The organism is Leptolyngbya sp. FACHB-36 (assembly GCF_014695955.1).
Classification (GTDB): domain Bacteria; phylum Cyanobacteriota; class Cyanobacteriia; order Leptolyngbyales; family Leptolyngbyaceae; genus FACHB-36.
Genome location: NZ_JACJPG010000513.1, coordinates 1 through 3912, shown reverse-complemented (window position 1 = coordinate 3912; position 3912 = coordinate 1). Strand labels below are relative to the sequence as shown.

4 protein-coding genes are annotated in these 3912 nt (G+C 54.2%); 1 reads left to right on the top strand and 3 read right to left on the bottom strand.

Translation table 11 applies throughout. The features are described 5' to 3' along the window. On the bottom strand, nt 1-449 hold a 449-nt coding region (locus H6F43_RS14725; RefSeq protein ID WP_190343488.1), incomplete at its 3' end, for a caspase family protein. Between the two features lie 427 nt (nt 450-876). Here H6F43_RS14725 and der point away from each other — a divergent pair. Beyond that, nucleotides 877-2235: a ribosome biogenesis GTPase Der gene (gene der / locus H6F43_RS14720; protein ID WP_190343487.1), complete on the top strand. Its 1359-nt coding sequence runs from the start codon at nt 877-879 to the stop codon at nt 2233-2235. 61 nt (nt 2236-2296) lie between these two features. Here the strand turns inward: der and H6F43_RS14715 are convergent, their stop codons facing one another. Beyond that, nucleotides 2297-2623 carry a hypothetical protein gene (locus H6F43_RS14715; RefSeq protein WP_190343486.1) on the bottom strand — a complete coding sequence of 109 codons (327 nt, stop codon included), beginning with the start codon at nt 2621-2623 and terminating at the stop codon, nt 2297-2299. A gap of 58 nt (nt 2624-2681) precedes the next feature. Further along, a complete protein-coding gene (locus H6F43_RS14710; protein WP_190343485.1) occupies nt 2682-3785 on the bottom strand; it encodes a tetratricopeptide repeat protein in 1104 nt (367 codons plus the stop codon). Nucleotides 3786-3912 lie beyond the last annotated feature (127 nt).

Sequence of the window (3912 nt, the reverse complement as noted above, 5' to 3'; positions counted from 1 at the left end):
GTCTCGTTCGATAACGTTCCCTCACTGCGGTTCATGTCCAGCAGCACCAGCACCGTCTTGGTGGGAATTGTCCGCAAGCGCTGATAGATCGATCGCAGTGGAATCGCCGTCGTGGCAATGGAGTCGGGCTGAGCATCAATTGGTACCACGTAGTCTTGTCCTTCGTGGCAGATGCCGTAGCCGCTGAAGAAAAACCACAGCACATCGTCTCGCTGTAAGTACCGCTGCCCCAACGTGTCGATCCAGCTCTGAAGATTTTCCAGGGTGGGGTAGGTGGACTTGCCAAAAACGGTCGGTGAACTGTCGGTCAGCAGCAAGCAACGATCGACCGCGAATCCTGCCTCATCCACTAAAAAGGTCCGCAGCGCTTGAGCATCTCGCTGAGCGTAGCTCAAGGGCTGGAAGCGGTGGTACTGATTAATCCCAACCGTAATCGCCCATTGGTTCATTGCCAATACCTCAAGCGTCTGGAGAATAGTATGCCCAGGTCAGTGCATCCCTAACCGATTGTAGAGAGAAGACCGAACGGCTGCTTTGCCAATCCTACTTTGGCTCAGTGTGTGGCTAAATGCCAGCACGCGGTGGGCGATTTCAGGCACCTTCTAAATTATCGGTGGATTGTCGTAGAAGCACAACGATTTGCGATGTTGCCAAATGGATCTGTGGATTGCAAATTGCCTCACCTTAACCCTCTCAAAGGTTGAGAAAATCAAGATTAGCTCTTCTCCTTGGGAAGAAGAATTGGGATGAAGACTAATCGTGGTAATCATTACGATCGCTCAGCAGCTGTTCGGATTTCTGCCTAGTCAATTTGTTAGCACCGAAAAAAGGTTCGTTAGAATAGAAGACTACCGAAGCATTTCAAGACTTGCCGCTATGCCATTGCCGATCGTTGCTATCATCGGACGCCCTAATGTGGGCAAATCTACCGTCGTCAATCGCTTGGCGCAGGTGCAGGATGCCATTGTCTATGACGAACCTGGTGTCACCCGTGATCGTACCTACAAGCGGGCATTCTGGGGCGATCGAGAGTTCCTAGTTGTAGACACAGGTGGACTCGTGTTCGACGATGACACTGAGTTTTTGCCGCTGATTCGTGAGCAGGCAATGGCTGCACTGGCAGAATCCAGTGCAGCCATTTTTGTTGTGGACGGACAAACCGGGCTCATGCCTGCAGACGAGGAAATTGCAGGCTGGCTGCGCCAGCAGCCCGTTCCAGTGCTGCTGGCTGTCAACAAGTGCGAGTCTGTGGAGCAAGGCATTACTCAGGCAGCAGAGTTTTGGGAGCTAGGCTTAGGAGAGCCGTACCCCGTTTCAGGCATTCACGGCAGCGGCACTGGAGAGCTGCTAGATCAGCTAATTCTGCATCTGCCACCTGTTACAGAAGGATCAGAGCGAGACGAGATCCGAGTGGCGATCGCCGGACGCCCCAACGTTGGGAAATCCAGCTTGCTTAACGCCTTCGTCGGCGAGAACCGCGCCATTGTTAGCCCTGTCTCTGGCACCACCCGCGACACGATCGACATGGTAGTCGAGCGGGAAGGACACATCTACCGCTTGATTGATACAGCAGGCATTCGCAAGAAAAAGAACGTCGAATACGGTCCAGAGTTTTTTGGAATTAATCGAGCGTTTAAGGCGATTACTCGTGCCGATGTGGTGCTGCTGGTGATCGATGCGGTGGACGGTGTGACCGAGCAGGACCAGAAATTGGCGGGGCGCATTCTGGATGAAGGTCGTGCCTGCGTCGTCGTGGTTAACAAGTGGGATGCGGTAGAGAAAGATCCCTACACCATCTATGAGTATCAGAAGACGGTGCGCGATCGCCTGCACTTCACCGAGTGGGCAGAGATGATTTTCATCAGCGCCCAAACCGGACAGCGCGTGGAGAAAATTCTGGGGCTAGTTAACACGGCTGCTGAGCAGCACAAGCGGCGCGTCACCACGTCGGTGATCAACGAAGTGCTAGAAGATGCGGTGAAATGGCATACGCCACCCACGACGCGCCAAGGTCGCCAAGGCAGAATTTACTACGGTACCCAAGTCAGCACCCAACCGCCTGCGATCGCTCTGTTTGTTAACGATCCAGAGCTATTCAACGATAGCTATCGACGCTACATCGAGCGTCAGTTTCGTGAGTCGCTTGGCTTCACGGGTACTCCCCTACGTTTGCTGTGGCGAGGCAAGAAGGTGCGCGAGATGGAGCGAGGCGCCAATCGAGCAACGAAGGTTTGAGGTCTAGCAAATAGTCGGTGTGGTTCCTTGTAAGAATGGCTAAATTCTCACAGCCCCATACTTATTTAGGATCGATCGACTGGATAACGCTGGCATCAATCAGAGTCTCTTTGGTTGCAGCGATCGATCGCTCTAGCACCTCATGCAACTCTGGATTGGATGCCTGCAACTGCTCTAGCGTCACGTTTTCTGCCAGCACCGTGCCATCCTTCGCGACAATTGTGTACACGTCTCCGGCTTGAATCGCGATGCGATGGGTCTGGGTTTCCAAATAGCCGATCGTGGGTGCCGTATCACTCGCCAGCTCTGCTGTGGCACGGGTCGATACAGCCTGAGCAAGAATTCCAGCGGCAACTAGCGTCGCTAAGCCAAGTGAAACCAGCTTCATAGAGACCTCCGATAGAGTTGCAGGAGAACGATCGCGGATGCGGTAGTTTTATTGTGACTTATTTTCCGTCATTCAGACGCTTCCGTACCGCAGTGCGATTTTGCTGCGCTCTGATATCATCAGGATTGATTTCTAGCACTTTATCAAAGCTGGTCAAGGCGTCTTGCAGCCGTCCCAAGCTGACCAGCACGCCGCCACGATTGTTCCAAGCGCGATGATCATTGGGACGAAGATCGATCGCTTGGTCGTAGCTGGCAACCGCCGCTTCAAACTGACCTAAATTTTTCAGTGCGACTCCCCGATTGAACCAGGCTTCGTAGTGGTCTGGCTTGTTCTCTAGCACACGATCGTAGCTGGCGATCGCGCCATCAAAATCTGCCTGCTTCATCTGACAACTGCCGCGCCCGTACCACGCTTCCCAGTGATCCGATTGCAGCGCCAGAGCTTTATCGAAGCCTACGATCGCGTGTGGGCAGCGACCTAACAGCCGTAGACAGACCGCCCAGCGATACCAAGCATCTGCGTCATCAGGATAGTAACCCAAGGCTTTGTCGTAGCTGGCGATCGCGGCTTCATAATCGCCCAGCGCCATCAATGCGGCGGCACGGCTGCTGTACGCCAGTCCGTAGTCCGCATCAAGTTCGAGCACTTTGTTGAACAGTTGGATCGAGCCTTCGTAGCGTCCGGTGGCGTAGAGCGCTAGACCGTAGCTGTACCAGAGATCGGTAGCGTTAGACTGCTGCAACGCTTGGCGAAAGGCACTGATCGCTCGTTCATAACGTCCGGCGGCGTAGAGGGCCAGTCCCAAGCTGTAGTGAACGTGAGGAAAATCCGCCTGCTGATCCAGCACCTGTTTAAAGTGGTCGATCGCCTGCTCGTAGTCGCCCATCACATACGCAGCTCGACCGAGTCCGTAGCGGGCTATGGCTAGGTCAGGGGCAAGCGCGATCGCCCGCTCAAAGCAGGTAATCGCATCGATGGGCTGCTCTAAACCCAACAGGGCGTTGCCTTTCTCGATCCAAGCGGAGAAGTGGTCGGGTTGCAGTTGCAGCACGTGGTCGAAGTGGACGATCGCGTTGAGGAAGTCTCCCTGATCACTCTGCACAACTCCCTGCTGGAAACGCGGCTCGACGCTAGCTTCAAGTTGAATAGTCTGACTCATAACCCGCTGACTGCCTTTCGTAGGTGACACGACTCTAATGGCTCTGAGGCTGACGGCAATCCGCAGTTTTTACCCAGAAACACTGCAGTTAGAATGCCCAAGCTAAGCCACCGCGTTACATCAGCGG